At 61.8% G+C, this 16,594-nt stretch carries 17 protein-coding genes; 6 read left to right on the top strand and 11 right to left on the bottom strand.

What is annotated here, in order from left to right:
* Positions 1 to 8: 8 nt before the first annotated feature.
* From WFP78_RS07840 to WFP78_RS07830, 3 genes are all read right to left on the bottom strand, one after another.
* Positions 9 to 524: a GNAT family N-acetyltransferase gene (locus WFP78_RS07840; RefSeq protein ID WP_089221270.1), complete on the bottom strand. Its 516-nt coding sequence runs from the start codon at positions 522 to 524 to the stop codon at positions 9 to 11.
* 295 nt (positions 525 to 819) lie between these two features.
* On the bottom strand, positions 820 to 1,239 hold the full coding sequence (locus WFP78_RS07835; protein WP_336960399.1) for a CBS domain-containing protein: 420 nt from the start codon (positions 1,237 to 1,239) through the stop codon (positions 820 to 822).
* Positions 1,240 to 1,267: 28 nt separating this feature from the next.
* Positions 1,268 to 1,723 carry a hypothetical protein gene (locus WFP78_RS07830; protein ID WP_336960397.1) on the bottom strand — a complete coding sequence of 152 codons (456 nt, stop codon included), beginning with the start codon at positions 1,721 to 1,723 and terminating at the stop codon, positions 1,268 to 1,270.
* 143 nt (positions 1,724 to 1,866) lie between these two features.
* Here WFP78_RS07830 and WFP78_RS07825 point away from each other — a divergent pair, with 143 nt between their 5' ends.
* The 3 genes from WFP78_RS07825 to WFP78_RS07815 are packed head-to-tail and all read left to right on the top strand — an operon-like array spanning position 1,867 to position 6,234.
* On the top strand, positions 1,867 to 3,624 hold the full coding sequence (locus tag WFP78_RS07825) for a PHA/PHB synthase family protein (protein WP_336960395.1): 1,758 nt from the start codon (positions 1,867 to 1,869) through the stop codon (positions 3,622 to 3,624).
* Between the two features lie 4 nt (positions 3,625 to 3,628).
* Positions 3,629 to 5,050, top strand: coding sequence for a bifunctional enoyl-CoA hydratase/phosphate acetyltransferase (locus tag WFP78_RS07820; RefSeq protein ID WP_336960393.1), 1,422 nt, complete (start codon positions 3,629 to 3,631; stop codon positions 5,048 to 5,050).
* Entirely contained in the window at positions 5,047 to 6,234 is a 1,188-nt protein-coding gene (locus WFP78_RS07815; RefSeq protein WP_336960392.1) for an acetate/propionate family kinase, read from the top strand. Before WFP78_RS07820 ends, WFP78_RS07815 begins: the two co-directional genes overlap by 4 nt.
* Positions 6,235 to 6,301: 67 nt before the next feature.
* Here WFP78_RS07815 and WFP78_RS07810 read toward each other — a convergent pair whose 3' ends face one another.
* The 7 genes from WFP78_RS07810 to WFP78_RS07780 form a co-directional block, all read right to left on the bottom strand.
* Positions 6,302 to 7,066, bottom strand: coding sequence for a SpoIIAA family protein (locus WFP78_RS07810; RefSeq protein WP_336960390.1), 765 nt, complete (start codon positions 7,064 to 7,066; stop codon positions 6,302 to 6,304).
* Positions 7,067 to 7,196: 130 nt separating this feature from the next.
* Entirely contained in the window at positions 7,197 to 7,577 is a 381-nt protein-coding gene (locus WFP78_RS07805; protein WP_336960389.1) for a cytochrome c, read from the bottom strand.
* 67 nt (positions 7,578 to 7,644) lie between these two features.
* On the bottom strand, positions 7,645 to 8,052 hold the full coding sequence (locus WFP78_RS07800; protein ID WP_336960388.1) for a group II truncated hemoglobin: 408 nt from the start codon (positions 8,050 to 8,052) through the stop codon (positions 7,645 to 7,647).
* Positions 8,053 to 8,184: 132 nt separating this feature from the next.
* The gene (locus WFP78_RS07795) at positions 8,185 to 8,604 is read right to left on the bottom strand and encodes a response regulator (RefSeq protein ID WP_336960386.1); all 420 of its coding nucleotides are present in this window, start codon (positions 8,602 to 8,604) and stop codon (positions 8,185 to 8,187) included.
* A 109-nt stretch (positions 8,605 to 8,713) separates the two neighbouring features.
* Positions 8,714 to 9,103: a response regulator gene (locus WFP78_RS07790; RefSeq protein WP_336960385.1), complete on the bottom strand. Its 390-nt coding sequence runs from the start codon at positions 9,101 to 9,103 to the stop codon at positions 8,714 to 8,716.
* Between the two features lie 113 nt (positions 9,104 to 9,216).
* Positions 9,217 to 9,831 carry a response regulator transcription factor gene (locus tag WFP78_RS07785; RefSeq protein WP_336960383.1) on the bottom strand — a complete coding sequence of 205 codons (615 nt, stop codon included), beginning with the start codon at positions 9,829 to 9,831 and terminating at the stop codon, positions 9,217 to 9,219.
* Positions 9,824 to 11,692 (bottom strand): PAS domain-containing sensor histidine kinase, encoded by a 1,869-nt coding sequence (locus WFP78_RS07780; RefSeq protein WP_336960381.1) that lies wholly within the window; start codon positions 11,690 to 11,692, stop codon positions 9,824 to 9,826. Before WFP78_RS07780 ends, WFP78_RS07785 begins: the two co-directional genes overlap by 8 nt.
* 449 nt (positions 11,693 to 12,141) lie before the next feature.
* Here WFP78_RS07780 and WFP78_RS07775 point away from each other — a divergent pair, with 449 nt between their 5' ends.
* Positions 12,142 to 13,404 (top strand): MgtC/SapB family protein, encoded by a 1,263-nt coding sequence (locus tag WFP78_RS07775; RefSeq protein WP_336960379.1) that lies wholly within the window; start codon positions 12,142 to 12,144, stop codon positions 13,402 to 13,404.
* 2 nt (positions 13,405 to 13,406) lie between these two features.
* Here the strand turns inward: WFP78_RS07775 and WFP78_RS23385 are convergent, their stop codons facing one another.
* Positions 13,407 to 14,108: a sensor histidine kinase gene (locus WFP78_RS23385; protein WP_419722940.1), complete on the bottom strand. Its 702-nt coding sequence runs from the start codon at positions 14,106 to 14,108 to the stop codon at positions 13,407 to 13,409.
* Between the two features lie 406 nt (positions 14,109 to 14,514).
* Between WFP78_RS23385 and WFP78_RS07770 the strand changes: the two genes are divergently transcribed.
* Together WFP78_RS07770 and WFP78_RS07765 are read left to right on the top strand one after the other, a co-directional pair.
* Complete coding sequence (locus tag WFP78_RS07770) at positions 14,515 to 15,009, top strand: Hsp20/alpha crystallin family protein (protein ID WP_336960378.1); 495 nt, start codon at positions 14,515 to 14,517, stop codon at positions 15,007 to 15,009.
* A 7-nt stretch (positions 15,010 to 15,016) separates the two neighbouring features.
* Positions 15,017 to 16,573: a bifunctional aminoglycoside phosphotransferase/ATP-binding protein gene (locus WFP78_RS07765; protein WP_336960376.1), complete on the top strand. Its 1,557-nt coding sequence runs from the start codon at positions 15,017 to 15,019 to the stop codon at positions 16,571 to 16,573.
* The last annotated feature ends 21 nt before the right edge of the window (positions 16,574 to 16,594 follow it).

The following is a 16,594-nucleotide window of genomic DNA, read 5'->3' as shown; positions in this document are numbered from 1 at the left end:
TCAGCCCATCATTGAAGCTGCTTCGAGACAATGACGAGGGTTGCGTCATCCGGATAGGCCTTCACCGTGAAGCCCGAGTCCCGTTCCACTTCAATCGCCTTCTGGTTCAGCCGGCTTTCGACTGCCTCCAGCGTGCGGCAGCCACGCGTCTTCGCATAGTCTGCGGCGAGGTTGAGAAGCGTCCAGCCTACGCCTTGATGCTTATAGTCCGCACGGACCGCGATCGCCACTTCGGCGCGTTCTCCCGATGGTTCGATTGCGATCATGGCCGATCCGACCAGCGTCCCGTTGTCCGCGAAGGCCAGGAAATCCTCAGTCTGCTTGTGGTCGACATCGATCATGGACGCGATCTGGTCGTCAGAGACCTTGAGCATTGCTGTGAGGAAACGGAAGCGGAGATCTTCCGGGGTAACCCTGTCGAAAAAATCTCGGAGCAAAGGCCCATCGTCGCGCGTGACCGGCCTTAAGGACAGGCTGAGACCCGATCGGGTCACCACCTCGGTAAAGGACGCTATATCGGACATATGATCACCTCATCTGCGATATTGGCCATGTCGAGAGGACGGTAAGTTGTAGGCACCACGGCGCGCGCCTTTTCACACGATCCCAAGGCGCCGTCAGCCGGAATGATGACTCCTCCGTCGACGATGCGGCCGGGAGGATAGCTGACCGTTGACCTCAGCGAGCCTAGGAAGTGTACGTAACCGAAATGGAAGTTCGCTGTTTGTGGTAAAGGGACAACGGTGATGCCCATCGACCGGGGCCCATCTTGCACCACTGCTCGGCGGCGCCTATCACGGGCACAGCCTGATCTGTCATTCATTCGTCCAGAAGGACACGGAGAATGTCGGCTCGGCTGATGAGCCCGACCAGCTTGCCGTTCGAAATCACCGGCAGTCGCTTGACCCCGTGCCGCTCCATCAGGCCGATCGCATCGGTGAGCGAAGCATCGCCGTCGACCGTCACCAGTTCGGTCGACATGAGGTCTCCGGCCCGCGTCGAATCCAGTGCATCCCTTCGGGCCTCCGGCCCGGCATCGAACAACGAGTCCAGCTGAAATGAACCCGTCGCCTTCCGGAAGAAATCGCCTTCGGAAATGATGCCATGAAGTTCACCGTCACCATCCACCACCGGTAAGCCGCTGATGTTGTGGTTGCCCATGCATCGGATTGCTTCCGCCAGGGAGCTTTCCGGGGTGACGGTGGCCGCCCCGAGTGTCATGATGTCGCTGACTTTCATACCTTGGTCTTTCCGCATTCCCTGTGGCTCAAGCGTTGGCTTCGGCGTTGTTTGCGACCGGCACGCCAGCGGCAGCATTGGCGAAGGCCTGGAGCGGCGACAGGAAGAAGGTGCGCAAAGGCGCAAAGGCAACAGACAGCTGCGCGGTCTCGCTTTCCGGCGAGAAGAGATCTCCGGCGGTTTCCTGCCATTCTTCGAACGCCGCCTTTGTGTCAGCGAAGAGAGCCCGACGGTTCTGCTCTATCTCCTGGGCCACTTCGGAAAGCTTGTCCGGCTCCAGGAAAGCGCCCAGCGCATGGGCCCCGATCGCGGCCTGCCGCGCGCCAGTGGTGCGCGCGATATCAAAGAACTTCAGCGCGAGCTGGCGGTTGGCGCCGGCGACCGCCAAGACCTGATCGAGTGGAAATGTCATCGTTGGATCCTTTCCATGATGATGTCCGCAAGACGAGCCTGTCACCGGGCCGCAACCATCGGTTGCAATCATGTGAAGGCCCACTCCTACGGAAACACAGGTCCTGTACCCTGATTGGCTTCATGCGCAGAATTGGGATGTATACGTATCGGTCGGCCGCTGCCGATCGGATAGGTGCGGCAGACGCTAAAGCATGACCCACGCGCGGCAGGTTGATGATGAATAACATAGAGCATGTTGCCACCGACCCTCTCGACGGCATCAGCCAGACCCTCGATCGCGCGGCTGCTGCTGGCATCGCGCACCTGACGCACGGGCTGTCGCCGGTGACGATGATGCTCGCGGCAACGGACTGGATGCTGCACCTCGCGAGCGCGCCCGGCAAGCAATTGCAGTTGGGCGCCAAGGCCTTGAGAAAATGCTGGCGCTTGTCCGATTATATCGGACGAAGCCTCAGCAATCCCGATGCCACCCCCGCGATCGAGCCTCTGCCGCAGGATCGCCGGTTCATCGATCCGGCATGGAAGGAGCCGCCCTTCAACCTGATCGTCCAGGCTTTCTTGCTGAACCAGCAGTGGTGGCACGCCGCGACCACCGGGATCGGCGGTGTAAGCAGGCACCATGAGGAGATCGTCGAGTTCGCGGCCCGCCAAATCCTCGATGTCTTTGCGCCGGCCAATTTCCTTGCGACCAATCCGGTCCTGCAACGCAAGATCGTCGAAACCGGCGGGCGGTGCGTCGTCGATGGCTTCCATAACCTCATGGATGACATGCAGCGCCTGGCGCGCGGCGAGCCGCCCGTGGGCGCGGAGGCCTTTCCCGTCGGCGAGAAGGTGGCGACGGCCAGGGGGAAGGTTGTCTATCGCAACGCGCTCATCGAACTCATCCAGTATGAGCCCACGACGGAGACCGTGCGCCCCGAACCGGTCCTGATCGTCCCTGCCTGGATCATGAAATATTATATCCTCGACCTCTCGCCGGAAAATTCACTCGTACGCTGGCTGACGGATCAGGGCTTCACCGTGTTCATGATCTCCTGGCACAACCCCGGCAAACAGGACCGCGACCTCGATCTTGACGCCTATCGCCAGCAGGGGCCAATGGCCGCGCTGGACGTCATCGACACGATCACGGGTGGTCAGAAGGTGCATGCCGCCGGTTACTGCCTTGGCGGCACGCTGTTGTCGATCGCCGCGGCGGCGATGGCGCGAGACGGTGACGAGCGGCTCGCCAGCGTCACCCTGCTGGCGGCCCAGACCGAATTCAGCGAGCCGGGTGAGCTTGGCCTGTTTATCGACGAAGCGCAGCTCAACGTGCTCGACAACATGATGTGGGGCCGCGGCTATCTCGACGGTGCGCAGATGGGCGGTGCATTCCAGATCCTGCGGTCGAACGATCTCGTCTGGTCGCGCGTGCTCGGCACCTACCTCATGGGGGAACGCGAGCCGATGAGCGACCTTATGGCCTGGAACGCGGACGCCACGCGCATGCCTTATCGCATGCACAGCGAATATCTGAACCGCCTGTTCCTGAACGACGATCTGGCCGAAGGAAAATACAAGGTCGATGAGCGCACGATCACGCTGTCGGCGATCGATACGCCGATGTTCGTGGTCGGCACCGAGCGCGACCACGTCGCCCCGTGGCGTTCGGTCCACAAGATCCACCTGCTGACCAGTGCGGAGATCACCTTCGTGCTCACCAGCGGCGGGCATAATGCCGGGATCGTTTCCGAACCGGGTCACAAGGGCCGCTCCTATCGGGTAATGACGCGCGAGGCGTGCGGACCATCCTATGACCCCGAGGCCTGGCTGGAACGGGCGGAGGGCAGGGCGGGATCCTGGTGGACCGAGTGGGGCACCTGGCTCACGGCGCGCTCGGGAGCGCCGAGCGCGCCTCCGGTCATAGGCGCGCCAGACAAGGGCCTCACGCCCCTTGGCGACGCGCCCGGCCTGTATGTCCTGGAGAAATAAGCGGATGACCGACAACGCGTTCATCGAGAACCGGACGTTCGATGAGATCCAGATCGGCGACACGGCAAGCGTGTCCCGCACCCTGTCGGAGAAGGACATCCAACTATTCGCGCTCGTCTCGGGTGACGTGAATCCGGCGCATCTCGATGCCGACTTTGCACAGACCAATTTCTTTGAGCGGATCATCGCCCATGGTATGTGGGGCGGCGGCCTCATCTCGGCGGTGCTCGGGACCGAGCTGCCCGGACCGGGAACGATCTATCTCGGGCAATCGCTGCGCTTCACGCGCCCGGTGGACATAGGCGACGTCATCACGGCATCGGTCACGGTGACGGACAAGAAGCGCGAAGGCTGTGTCGTCGTTTTCGACTGCCGCTGTGTGAACCAGAAGGGCGAAACCGTCATTACCGGGCAGGCCGAGGTCCGCGCGCCTTGCGAAAAAGTGCGCCGCCCGCGCCTGACGCTCCCCGACGTGCGTGTCGCCACGCATGACGGCTACCGGCGACTGATCGAGCAGACGCAGGGCGGAGAACCCATCGCCACCGCAGTCGCGCACCCGTGCAGCGCGGCGGCGCTCGCGGCGGCGGTGGATGCCGCCGAAGCGCGGCTGATCGTGCCGATTCTCGTCGGCCCGGAAAAACGGATCCGTGCCGCCGCCGAGGAAGCGGGGAAAGATATCTCCGGCTACCGCCTCCTCCCCGCCGATCACAGCCATGATGCCGCCGCGAAGGCCGTCGCACTCGTGCGGGCTGGCGATGCGAAGCTGCTGATGAAAGGCTCGCTGCATACCGACGAACTCATGGGCGCGGTTGTGTCAGCCGCTACCGGCCTCAGGACCGAGCGGCGGATCAGCCATGCCTATGTGATGGACGTGCCGGGGCACCCGACGCCGCTCATCATCACCGATGCGGCCATCAACATAACGCCGACCCTGAAGGACAAAGCCGACATCATTCGCAACGCGATCGATCTGGCCCATGTCATCGGCATCGCCGCGCCCAAAGTCGCCATCCTCTCCGCTGTCGAGACGGTGAACCCCGACCTGCCCTCGACGCTCGACGCGGCCGCTCTTTGCAAGATGGCCGACCGGGGCCAGATCAGCGGCGGCATCCTCGACGGCCCTCTCGCCTTCGACAACGCGATCAGCGAGGCCGCGGCCCGGGAGAAAGGGATCGTCTCGCCGGTCGCCGGGAAGGCGGAAGTTCTGGTCGTTCCCAATCTGGAGGCCGGCAACATGCTCGCCAAGCAGCTTACCTTTCTGGGCGGCGCCGACGCTGCCGGTGTCGTCCTCGGCGCGCGGGTGCCCATCATCCTTACCAGCCGCGCGGACAGCGAGCGGACGCGTCTTGCGTCTTGCGCCATCGCCGCGCTGCTCGCACGCGCTGCCCCGAAAGCGGCACCCGGGCTTCCGCGGGCTGCCGCATGAAGGCGATTGTCAGCCTCAATTCGGGTTCGTCGAGCATCAAGTTTGCGTTCTTCACTCTGGATGACGCGGGACATCCGGAGCGTTCGGCTGGCGGCAAGATCGAGAAGATCGGAATTGCACCGTCACTGGTCGCGCGCCGGGTCGACGGCACTGTCCTTGTCGAGCGCATATGGGCGCAGGGCGCTGGCCTGACGCATGCGGAACTCCTCAAGGATCTGTTCGACTGGGCCATCGAACACCTCGAAGGCCGGGAAGTGATCGCGATCGGGCACCGCGTCGTGCATGGCGGGATGCGTTTCGCCGCGCCGCGCCGTATCGATGCCGCCCTCCTCACCGAGCTCGACGCGCTCTGCTCGCTCGCGCCGCTCCATCAGCCGCACAATCTGGCCGCGATCCGCGCCATTGCCGCGCTGGCGCCAGACCTTCCCCAGGTCGCTTGCTTCGATACCGCCTTTCACCACGACAAGTCCGAGGTCGCCGCGCGGCTGGCGCTGCCCCGCGCGCTGCATGAGCAGGGCATCCGCCGCTATGGATTTCATGGTCTGTCCTACGAGTATATCGCCGGACGGCTGCGAACCATCGACAGAGAGCTTGCAAGCGGACGGGTAATCGCCGCCCATCTCGGCAACGGCGCAAGCCTGTGCGCGATGCGGGACGGGAAGAGCATCGACACCACCATGGGCTTCACGGCGCTCGATGGCCTGATGATGGGAACGCGTTGCGGAACGCTCGACCCCGGAGTCGTGCTCCACCTCCAGACGCAAATGGGCATGAGTCCGGCCGAGATCGACGATCTGCTCTACCGGAAATCCGGCCTGCTTGGCGTGTCAGGGATTTCCAGCGACATGCGTGTCCTGACAGCCGACCCGGGCAGGCAGGCCCAGGAGGCCGTCGAACTTTTTGAGTGGCGGGCTGTCCGTGAATTCGGCGCGCTCATTGCCTCACTCGGCGGCGTTGACGGCATTGTCTTCACGGCCGGGATCGGCGAGAATCACGCGGAAATCCGCAAACGCATTTGCGAGCGGCTAGGCTGGCTGGGACTGTCCATCGATGAGGATGCGAATGCCGCAAATGCCCCATGCATCTCCGACCGGGACAGCCGCGTCAAAGTCCTCGTCATTCCGACCGACGAGGAGCGGATGATCGCCGATCATACACTCGCCGTTCTGCGGTCGGAATCGTGATCCGGGCGTTGCCGATTGTCGGTAACCGCATCTCGCCACCCTCACCGTCCGTTCTGCGCGGCCAGTTCTATCGCCTCTCGTCACCGTCCTCTGACAGCCAGGCCCGCGCCGCATCCTCGCTATCCAATGGGAAATGACGCAACTCGATCTTGAACAGAGGATCGAAAAGCTTCACCAGAGCCGCCAGCCAATCCGGTCCGCCGACGATCGCATAGCGCGACACGCGATGCAGCAGGGAGAACTTGCGTTCGACAATTTTCGGATCGGCCAGGATTGCCGGTGCAAAGCCGTCATAGCGCTTCATCCGGATCAGTATTTTCAGCGGCGAATCCGGCTGGGAGACCTCGAAAAGGTGAGCGTACAGGCCGTCGAGTTCATCTGCCGTAATCTGGCCGTCCACCTCGAACGCACAGATGTCGTCGTCGCCAGGAATGCGGCGGACGGCCTGAGCGTGTGGCGTATCGACCTCGCCCTTCACCCAGGCGAGCGCGCGGTCACGCTGGGTGACCGGATAGACCTCGTAAGACACGTAAGGCAGCAGCGCGCTTTCGATGCGTGACGCAATGCGGACCCAGGACTGATCCGTGACGATGGCAATTCGGCCGAATTGCTTGAGTCGCACCAGATAATGAAAGACATGGCGAAGATCGAAAAGCAGCGCATCGGGCGCGATGGATTGAAAGTCCAGCACTTCAACGAAGATATGGACCTTGCCATCGCGCGCGAACGCTTCGTCCAGCAGCCGGAAGGCGAGTTCCATTTCGTCCTTTTCGATCCGTCCGCCTACCGACAGGGCAATGATGTCGTTCCCGCTATTCAGTTGCGTGAGCATAGTTATTTCCTCCAATGTCTGCGCCGAAACCGGATGGAGCGGTATCGGTTGGTTCCCCTGTAAATTGGCGCCAACGCCCGCCGGCGACGATCATCATCTTATGGCCGGCGGCGATCAATCCCGCCGGATATTACTGGATCGGAGGGCGATAATCGGCGTTCTTGAGAGTCAGCATGTAAGCCGCAAGCACCTCGATCTGTTCCGGCGCGATTTCGAAGTTCATGATCTCAGGAAAATTATGCGAATTCCGGAGCCATGGGTTCAGGGTACGGGCGGTCAGTCCGGGAGTATTGACGATCGCCTCGAACGATGGCGCCTCCGGTTTGGGCGAGATACCGGTATCGATGTCATGACAGGTCGAGCAATGTTTTTGGGCAAACGCCAGCCCCCGCTGCTGAGCCGTCCTTTCGGCTCGATTGCTTTCCTTTGCAGGCCTGGCCTGTCCGGTCGCGATTGCTCCGCTGACAACCGCGACGGCGATCAGGACAGCCGATATTCCCTTCAGACGCATCGCAAGCTCCAGTCGCGGCGGTCGTGGACTGCGTCCGCGAACGCACGGTCATGGTCGATGAAACAGGTCACATCGCTTGTCCCGGGTTCCGAGCCATGCCTTGCGCCATGGTGCTGAGCGCTTCGGCCATCTTGCCGGCAATCACGGGTTCCACTGGCGATGCCGTGATCGCGCGGCGCATGGCATCGGCCCACTGGTCCGCCGTTTCCCGGGTGATGGGCAGACGTGCATGCGCCGACATCATACAGACGCCTGGATGTTCGACGAACCAATCGGATGGGCCGCCCAGCCAGGCGTTGAGGAAGCCGGCAAGAGACACGCGCATGGGTGCGAGATCCTCAGCGTGAAGATCGCGCAATTGTGCGTAGGCGGGGTCAGCTTCCATCAGATCATAGAAGCAATCGGTAATCTGGCGAACGATCTTTGCTCCACCGATAAGATCGAAAGGCGTCTGCGATTGCTCGGCTACGGTCATCTGGTCTTCCTTTGCCTGATAAGGCTATGCGGATATTAATGGCTTCAGGCGTGCTACTGTTCTGACGGTGATTGCGCCTTGATTGCGTGCACGGCTGCCCTGGCACGCGGGGATGTCGCAGATTCTGCCAAATCACGGTGGCCAGCGACCGCGCCCACCGCAAAGCTCCTCGAAGGCCGATCGCAACCGCGCCAGCGTATAGGGCTTTTGAATCACGTCGCGGACCCCACGCCGCATGATCTCCACCACCAGGCGAACGGGTGGTGCGGCGATCTGCAGAATGATCGGATTTTCCCTGATGAAATCGGCATATCGATCAAGTTTAGCGATTAGTTGAGGCGAGGAGCGGCTATCAAGAAGAACGACGTAAGGAGATGTAAACGGCGGCCGGCCCAGAAATGTCTCGAGATTTTCAACATTGCCAAGCCAGGCGACCGGACCGCTCGTCAACTGCCTGGCGATGCCAAACTCCTCATCTGGACCAACACCTATCAAATGCATGGGGAACCGGTCAGACACAGCGTTTTCCACGCAGGCGCAGCCGTCATTCATAGGGTGCCCTGCACCCGCGGCCGCGCGGGATGAGGCTCACCATATGAGGGGAATCTCGAAGCATCAGACTATCATCTCCAGCCGTCTGTTGGCGCAAAGGCAAGCGCGATCAGGAATGGGCGATTGCCTCACCCCCACCCGTCAATCGAGCAACGGCCTCGCCGAGCACATGTTCGCGAAAGGGCTTCTCAAGGACTTGGCTGAACCCATGCGCCAGGGCACGCTCGGTGAGATCAGCCGATGGGAATGCGGTGATAAGCACCGCCGGACCGGACCAGCCACTCTCTCTGAGACGGCAGAGCACGTCGATCCCGTCGGTTTCGTCCAGCCTGTAATCCGCGATAAAGCAGCAGGCGTTGCAGACGGTCGGATCGGCAAGGAGCGCGGCCCCGGCCGCATAGGCCCGGACATCGAAACCGCGGGCACGAAACAGAAGCTGTAACGATCGGCGAACCCCGGCATCATCCTCCACCAGGAGAAGCCGTGGACGTTCCTGCATCCGGGATGCAATTCTCTCACTTGTCATGACACACCATCAAATCCAGCGACCATGCTGATTGATTGGGAATGTCAGGAAATCGGCGACGGGTCGCTACGTAAGTGTCCGAACCCCTAGCCAGTCACGCCCGCGGAAAATGCGATGCGAAGAGCTTCCGACAGGCTGCGGACACCGAGCTTTGTCATCAGGTTGGCGCGATGAACTTCTACCGTGCGCGGCGAAATGCCGAGGTCAAAAGCGATCGACTTGTTCGGCAAGCCCTGGGCAAGTCCCTTGAGGACGTCCTGCTCGCGGGCGGAGAGGCTCGCAATGAGGATGGTCGCATCGGCCGCCCGGCTTGCCCTGCCCTCGGCATCGGCAAGGCGCTCAAAGGCGCTTTCGATGGCCGCGATCAGGGCTGCCTTTTCGAACGGCTTCTCCAGGAAATCGACCGCTCCGGCCTTCATTGCCCGCACCGCGATCGTGACATCGCCATGGCCGGTCAGGACAACAACAGGCATGGAGATACCACGCGCGTTCAACTCCTGCTGGACTTCCAGGCCATCCATCTCGGGCATGCGGACATCCAGCAGGATACAACCCTGCTCGGCATGCTTGAGATTCTTAAGAAATTCCACGCCAGAAGCCCACGGCGTCACCGAAAAACCCGATTTCTTGAGCATGAAACCAGTCGAACGGCGGATCGAGTCCTCGTCATCGACTATGTGAACGACACGCTTTTCATCCATCCAGCTTCTCCGCCTCCGTCCTTATCAAGGTAAAATGGAACTGGGTACCGCCCTCTTCCGCTGGCTCCATCCAGATGCGACCACCATTGGCTTCAACAATGGTTCGGCAAATGGAGAGGCCAAGACCCATGCCTTCCGTTTTCGTGCTCACGAATGCCTTGAAGAGCTGGGCCGCCACCTCGGGCGCCACGCCAGGCCCTGTGTCCGCCACCGTCACGCGAACAAATCCTGGCTGATCGGGCGCCGTCCGGATCGTGAGAAGGCGGCGCTCGGATGTGCTCATCGCGTCCACCGCGTTGCGGATGAGGTTGACCAGAACCTGCTGGATCTGGATCTTGTCGACCAGCACGCTCGCTGCCTCGTGATCGATGTCGATCCGGGTTCCGATCGACTTGTCACCCGCGCCCAGCAACCCGAAAGCGGCAGATTCGTTGATCAGATCAGGCAGGCTCTCGACCGTCTTTTCAACTTCGCCGCGCGCCACGAAATCACGTAGCCGCCTGACGATTTGGCCCGCGCGCATGGCCTCCCCTGCGGCCTCCTGCAACGCCTCGATGATGTCAGGCAGATCGTCGGGATCCGGCTCGGCCAGCAAATCGCGAACGGCTTCGACATAGTTCGCAACCGCTGTGATCGGCTGGTTGAGTTCGTGGGCCAGGGTGGATGCCATGGTTCCCATCGCGCTGACGCGGGCGACGTGGATAAGCTCGGATTGAAGTTCCTCGAGCCGCTCCTGCGTTCGATGGCGGTCCGTAAGGTCGCGGATGAAGCCCGTGAAGACACGCTGGCCATCGCCGGTTGCCTCGCCCACTGACAATTCCATCGGAAATGTGGTCCCGTCCTTGCGCATCGCGAAGACCACCCGGCCGATACCGATGATCCGGCGCTCGCCCGTCGTGAGATAGCGTTCGAGATAGCCGTCATGACGTTCGCGATAGGGCGAGGGCATGAGCATGCTCACATTGGCGCCCAGGACTTCGGCCTGCGCGTACCCGAACAGGCGCTCGGCCGCAGCACTGAAGGACAGCATTGTCCCCCGCTCGTCGATGACGATCATCGCATCGGGAACGGTCGACAGGATCGAGCGAAGATGCGCCTCGCTGTTGCGGAGCGAGCTTTCGGCGGCGCGCTGGTCGGTAATGTCGCGGACGACGATCGCAAAGCTGCGAACCGTCCCGTCCGGATTCTTCAACGCCGTGATCGCAACATGGGCGAGAAATTCGCTGCCATCCTTGCGGACGCGCCAGTCGTCCATCTCTATCTTGCCGCGTGCAACCGCTTCGGCCCGGATCAACGCCGGTTTGCCGGCGGCAACGGCGTCATCAGGATAGAAGAGATCGGCCGGTCTCCCGATCATTTCCGCGGCGGTCCAGCCCTTCAGCCGCTGCGCGCCTTCGTTCCAGATCGTGACGTTCCCGTCAGGATCGAGCATGTAGATGGCGTAATCCTGCGCGCCGTCGATCAGGAGGTTCAGCTCTTCGGCGAGGATGACCGCGCTGTCGGCCAGTTCGCGCGTCACCGTGACGGTGCGATGGTGATTGCGCCACAAGAGGAACATCGCGAAGAGAAAGATCGCGACGGCTATCTGCTGGCTGGTTGCTGTGGGCCAGCCGTCGACGACGGCAAGCGTTGCAAGGGTTATGAGCGAGACGCTCGAGATCACGAACAGGTCGGGCCTGAGCGCGACCAGCACCATGCCCGCCACGCTCAGGGCCACGAAGTAATGGACGCGTTCATCGACTTGCTCGGCGAGCTGTTCGCGGGTCACGAAGGTGATGATCGCGACCGCGAGACTCGCGAGAACCGCCGTGATGATCTGGGAACGGATCGAAGGACTGGCGAGCAGCCTGGCAGCGGCCAATGCCGGCGCAAAGGCGCCCTTCCGTTCCGATGGCCCATTGGTATCCGGAATTGCTTTGCTCCCTCGCCGTGGTGAAGGGAGCCGCACCGCGCGGACACACTCCCCTTTTGTTCCGTTTTCTATCGATTGAACCCGGATTGAGCCATCGAAAGTTGCGAGGTCAGGCCTCTGGGAATTGCGACGGATTACCTTCATCTCTGCCGCAGCGCGCGACGCTCGCCCTCTGCCGGTCATTGGAACAAATACGGATTCCCATGACGGCGCCTGGAAGATAGACCCCATTTCGTGTTTCGTCGACGAACCGACACGATCGACAGACAAGGGCAATAAATGGCGCCGCGTTGGTTCATTCGGCACGTTCGGAAAGGGTTGGGTGCAAGTGTGCAGGCTGTTCCGTGTGTCCTCACCGTCCACCATTCGATCAACCTGGATCCCGACAAGGCAACTCCATGAACATGCCTGAAGCTGAATTGCTACGCACTCTGGCGGCCTCTCTGGCAGTTGGCATCCTGATCGGCATCGAACGCGGCTGGCGCCAGCGGAATGCGATTGATGGAAGCCGGGTGAGCGGGCTCAGAACATTTGGCTTGATTGGCCTCGCCGGCGGACTCGCCGGGCACGTCCCGGATATTCTGGCCGCCGTCATTGCGCTCGCTACGCTGTCGAGCCTGGTTCTCGGTTACCGCGGCGCTCTCGCACGCGAAGGGAGTCTTTCGGTCACCAATACGCTGGTTGGGATCATCACCTTCGCTTTGGGTTACATTGCCGCCAGGGGCCAGGTCAGCGAGGCGCTGGCGGTCGCCGCCGTAACCACGCTGATCCTCACGCTGCGCGGGCAGGCCCACGCCATGCTCAAAGGCATGACGGCACAGGAAGTCGATTCGATCGCGCGCTTTGCGCTCGTGGCACTCGTCATCCTGCCGTTGCTGCCCGACCGCAATCTCGGCCCCTACGATGCCTGGAACCCCCGCCAGATCTGGATGGTGGTGGTCGTCGTCCTCGGACTTTCCTTCGCCGGATATGTCGCGACCCGCCGGTTGGGGTCCGAGAAAGGCATCATGATAACCGCGCTATGCGGATCGCTTGTGTCCTCAACGGCCGTGACCGCAACCTATGCGCGGCGATTGCGCGAGAAAGACGGATCGGAAGCGCCCCTTATTGCCGGTATAGCGCTTGCTTCGCTGGTGATGTTCGTGCGCGTCCAGCTGTTGTCGATTGCCCTCATCCCCTACGCAGCCCGGTCGCTGGCTCTGGCCATGGTTCCAGCGTTCATCGTCGGCGGATTGACGACATTGATCGCGCTTCGCAAATATAACGCAAAGACGAGCAGCGCTGAGGTGAAGCTCGGCAACCCGCTCGATTTTGGACCGGCGCTGTTGCTCGCCGGAGTGGTGGCGGTGATGGCCGTGCCGGCACGCTGGGCGCTCGAACAGTTCGGCAACCAGGGCATTGTCGTCGTGCTGGGCCTGACCGGCATGTGGGATGTCGACGCGGCGGTCCTCACTCTCGCGGGAATGCCCAGGGATGTTCTCGACGAAAACACGGCAGGCCTGGTGCTGGCGGTCCCCGTGCTCGCGAACACGGCCTTCAAGGGCCTTCTGGCGCTCGGGATCGCCGGCCCCCGCCAGCAGGGCTGGAAGGCGTCCGGCCCCCTGTTCGCCGCGGTACTGGCCTCCGGCGTGGGGATCGCGGTGCTTCTCGCGCTCAGATAGAATTAGACACTGGCGGGGTATTCCTCCGGTGGCACACCCGGTACGAAATCAGGCTGGCTTGGGATGATTTCAGGGGGATTGGGCATAGGCGTTTCTCGAGGCTCTGGAGGTGCGGGAGTCTCTGGCGGGGCCAATGGCCGAATAATGTCAGGCTTGGGTTCGACGGGCTGAGCATTCATATGGGCCTTGTTCCCTCTTGGCTGTCCGCGCTGCAGTCTTCCGCGGCGTTCATGTAGCCGTGCTTGCCTCCCTGCGGGCGCTGGCGATCCCGCCTGACGAGTAAGGCCAACATTGAGGACAAGCGGTATCATGAGCACGGCAACCGTGCCCCGGCCGACTGCGCTACGAAGTCGAAATCTGGCGTGACAGGATCGTGCGAAATGGCGAACCTGACCGAGGCCAGTGTCATGCGCGCCATCCAGAACGGCTGTGCGTTTCGGCGGGCTCATCCCTTTTCCCGTGTCTGCAACGGTGACCCATAACCGACGCCCCACGCGCTTGGCTCGCACAATGATGCGCCCCCCGATTGCAAGAGCAGTGCGCGCATTGTCGACAAGCTCGACGAGTGCAGCATCAAGGACCGACGCATCAAACTTGACCAGAGCCTTCTCCGCTGAGACTTTAATTTCGATCTGCGCCCCATCGCTGCTTCGAGCGTCAAGACGCAATTGCAGCGTCCGGAGATGCTGATTGAGGTCGAACATGCGAACCATCGGATTGATTTCCCTGGAAGGCAAAACGGTCGTCAAAGTGACTCCGCAGCGCGCCGACTCGGCGATCCCGAATGAAGCGCCGAAGCCGCAGATATTCTCCCGCCCCACAATCTGCGCGCGCCATCGAGCATACGCTCCTTTATCCATATAATTCTGTCACTGCGGGCAGGTTCACGTGAATTGGGAAAGTTACGTAGCGGGTTGCATGAGCAGGGGCGGATATGTGGCACACCATGAGCGGCCTCCGTAGATTCCCGAATAGAGGCGCGTAGGCTGAGGATATTATCTTCGTCACACTCGAGAGCCGATTGATGGAACAACGGTTCGTGTCGTTTCTGCGGCGAACTTGTTTCTGCCGATTGCTGGCCTTCGGGTTCCCGTTCGAAGGAGATGTGCAATGACTGATCAGGTCCCGGTTTCCGCGTCAAAAGGAACTCCTGTCAGCCGGTCTGGGGATCGTCCAATGGACTGGCTGCGTGGTGAGATCGACCGCTTGTTCGAAGATTTCGGCCGACCCCCATCGAGCATATTCAGCTTTGGCAATCGATCACCGACAGCGCCCGTGCCGGCCGTCGAGATGGTGGATGATGGCAAAGCCTATCGCCTGACCGTCGAACTGCCTGGCCTCAGCGAGGAAGATATCGCAGTTAATATCACCGAAGGCGTACTCGATATCTCGGGCGAAAAGAAGGAAGAAACCGAGCGCAAGGACAAAGGCTATCTGTACAGCGAGCGCCGTTACGGCTCGTTTCACCGCCAGATATCCCTGCCGAACGATGTCGATCAGAACCAGATCACCGCCGGGTTCAAGGATGGCGTCCTGACCGTGACCCTGGCAAAGGACGAGAACGTGCCTGCACGCAGTCGCAAGATCGAGATTGGCAAGGCATAGACCGCAGATGACGGCATCGGCCCGGCTGATCGGCATGACTGGAAAGCAAGCCGATGTCGTCGCCTTCCTGGAGACGCCGGGCGTCCTCGCGCCTGGCGAAACCGCGCGACGGATAGATACGCACGCCGCGCACATATTTTTGGCCGGCGATCGCGCCTGGAAGCTCAAACGAGCCGTCCATTACGACTATCTCGACTTTTCGAGCGTGGACAAGCGCCGCGCCGCGCTTGAGGCGGAACTGTCACTCAACCGCAGGGCGGCGCCGTCGCTCTATCTTGCGGTCCGCCCGATCTGTCGGGATGGCACTGGCAAGCTCAACATGGAGGGACAGGGAGAAGCCGTCGACTGGCTCCTCGAAATGCGGCGCTTTGCGGATGGTGCCTTGCTCGAGGACGTCGCCGCTCGCGGCGGGTTGGATGATCGGCTGGTCACGAGACTCGCTGGTCAGATCGAAGCATTTCACGCTGGTGCGGAGGTGCACCGCTCGCAATCGGGCGCGAAACGTATCGCAGCGGTGATCTCGGGAAATCGGACGAGCATGGCGCGATTTGGCGAGATATTGCCGGCCGCTACCGCAAGCGGTTTGATTGAACGGCAAATGGAACAGACACTTTGCCATGCCGAATTGCTGGATGCGCGCACCCGCCAGGGCCGCGTCAGGCACGGGCATGGTGACCTGCATCTCGCGAATATTGCGGTGATCGACGGCGAGCCCGTCTTGTTCGATTGCCTCGAGTTCGATCCGACGCTTGCAACGACCGATGTGCTCTACGATCTCGGCTTCCTGTTGATGGATCTTTGGGCGCGCGGGCTTCAAACGCAGGCGAATCTGCTGCTGAACCGCTATCTGGACATTTCTCCGCAGGATGAGGCGGGCATAGCGCTCCTCCCCTTGTTTCTTTCCATCCGCGCGACCATCCGGGCCCATGCCTTGGCGGCACAAGCGGCGGGGACACCGGACTCGGACCTGGCGTACAAGGCCCGGCATTATCTGGCGCTCGCCAATAAGCTGCTCGTTTCCGTGCCGCCGCGCCTCGTGGCGATCGGCGGGCTTTCCGGAACCGGAAAGTCGACCATTGCCAGGCTGGTGGCTCCATGTCTGGGTCGGGCTCCCGGTGCCCGAATTCTAAGGTCGGATGTCTTGCGCAAGCGGCTGGCGGGCGTTCCGCCGGAAACCCCGCTTCCCAGTGCCTCTTATACCTCGACAGCGAGCGCGGCAGTCTATGGCGAGTTGGAACGATTGGCCAGTCACACCCTGCACGCCGGACAGGCCGCGATAGCGGACGCGGTCTTTGCAAGGCCGGTGGAGCGCGATGCGATCGGTCGGATCGCACAGCGCCAGGGCCTTCCATTCGAGGGTATCTGGCTCGAAGCCGCGCCCGATCTGTTGAAACAACGGATCACGACGCGCGCGAACGATGCCTCGGACGCCGATGCCGTCGTGGCCGAAGCGCAGGCACATTATGACATCGGCACTGTTGACTGGCACAAGGTAAGAGCGGACGGCGCACGCGAGGTGGTCGCAGGCAAGGTGCGAACGCTCCTCCTCGGAGGAGACCGCTGATCGTCCAATCCGGGCCGAACG

It is taken from the genome of Sphingobium aquiterrae, from assembly GCF_037154135.1.
GTDB classification, from domain to species: Bacteria; Pseudomonadota; Alphaproteobacteria; order Sphingomonadales; family Sphingomonadaceae; genus Sphingobium; species Sphingobium aquiterrae.
Note: the sequence above shows the minus strand (reverse complement) of the source record. Positions and strands in the feature narration are given on the sequence as shown.